Raw genomic sequence first — 1,370 nt, 5'->3', positions numbered from 1 at the left:
CGGAACTTGTCAAGGCTGGTGGGACCAGTGGGTGTTTACGCCGCTTGGGGTAGCGGTTGATCGAGAGCGGGTTCGGGTGGGTTGATCCAGACGGTGTCGGGCAGGTGTAGCGCTTTGGGTCTGGGTCGGGTGGAGAAGCGTTCGGGGTGGGTGGTCCAGGCGGTGTCGAGGGCCTGGGCGCGTTGTTTCTGCTGGTCGGCAGCGTGGCCGTAGTGGACGTCGGCGGGGGTGTGCAGGCCGATGCCGGCGTGGTGGTGTTCGTGGTTGTACCAGCCGAAGAACGTGTCGCAGAACGCGCGGGCGTCGGCGAGTGACCCGAAGCGTTCGGGGAACGTGGGGTGGTACTTGACGGTCTTGAACGCGGCTTCGGAGAACGGGTTGTCGTTGCTCACGTGGGGCCGTGAGTGCGAGCGGGTGACGCCCAGGTCGGCCAGCAGCGTGGCGACGCGTTTGGAGGTCATGGAGGTGCCGCGATCGGCGTGCACGACGTGCGGGACGCCGTGGGTGGTGATGATCTCGGCGATGAAGTCGTGGGCGATCTCGGCGCTTTCTCTGGCGGCGACGTGGTGTCCGACGACGTACCTGGACCAGATGTCGATCATGACGTAGGCGTCGTAGTACGCGCCCTTGGTCGGGCCGGGCAGTTTGGTGATGTCCCAGGTGAATACCTGGCCCGGGCCTGTGGCGGTCAGTTCGGGGCGGGCGCGGGTGGGGTGTCGGGCCTGGCGGCGCCGGTCGATGACCTGGCCGTTGGCGCGCAGGATCCGGTAGAAGGTGGAGATCGAGGCCAGGTAGACGCCTTCGTCGAGCAGCGTCGCGAACGCCTCCGTCGGGGTGGTGTCGACGAACCGGTCGCTGTCGAGCACCGCCAGGACGTGGGCACGTTCGGCGTCGGAGAGTCGGTTCGCCGGCGCGGGCCGCGGCGCGGGCGGGCGCCCGGTGGGGACGCGGGAGCGTCGGTGGGCGGTGCTGCGGGAGATCCCGGTCAGGCGGGCCGCTGCGCGCGTCGACGTCGCCACGGCGAGCAACGCCGTGTGGGCGTCGGTCAGGGCTTGGTCGGCTTGGTGTCGGTGTCCGCGCTCTCGGAGATCTCGGCCAAGAGCGCGTGTGCTTTTCCCATGATGTCCAACGCCGCCTCGGTCCGGGCGATCTTGCGGTTGGCCAGCTCCAACTGGCGGCGCAGCCGGGCGATCTCGGCCTGCTCCCCGCTCGGCCTGCCGATGCTCTGCCCGGGTTTCTTGCCCTCGAGCAGGCCGGCGTCGCGAGCACGGCGCCACTCACTCATCAGAGACGAGTACAGGCCGTTGCGGCGTAGATAGCCGTTGCCGTCGCCCTCGGCGACAGCCTGCTCGTACTCGGCGAGCAGCCGC

General features: G+C 69.2%; 1 protein-coding gene and 1 pseudogene. Both read right to left on the bottom strand.

Going from position 1 to position 1,370, the window contains the following annotated elements:
• Window positions 1–35: 35 nt before the first annotated feature.
• Window positions 36–1,019 carry a DDE-type integrase/transposase/recombinase gene (locus AB0G14_RS35760; protein WP_357705249.1) on the bottom strand — a complete coding sequence of 328 codons (984 nt, stop codon included), beginning with the start codon at window positions 1,017–1,019 and terminating at the stop codon, window positions 36–38.
• Between the two features lie 26 nt (window positions 1,020–1,045).
• Window positions 1,046–1,370, bottom strand: a pseudogene (locus tag AB0G14_RS35755) (hypothetical protein); the annotation flags it as partial.

The sequence above is a fragment of the Micromonospora sp. NPDC023814 genome, from assembly GCF_040639595.1.
Classification (GTDB): domain Bacteria; phylum Actinomycetota; class Actinomycetes; order Mycobacteriales; family Micromonosporaceae; genus Micromonospora.
Note: the sequence above shows the minus strand (reverse complement) of the source record. Positions and strands in the feature narration are given on the sequence as shown.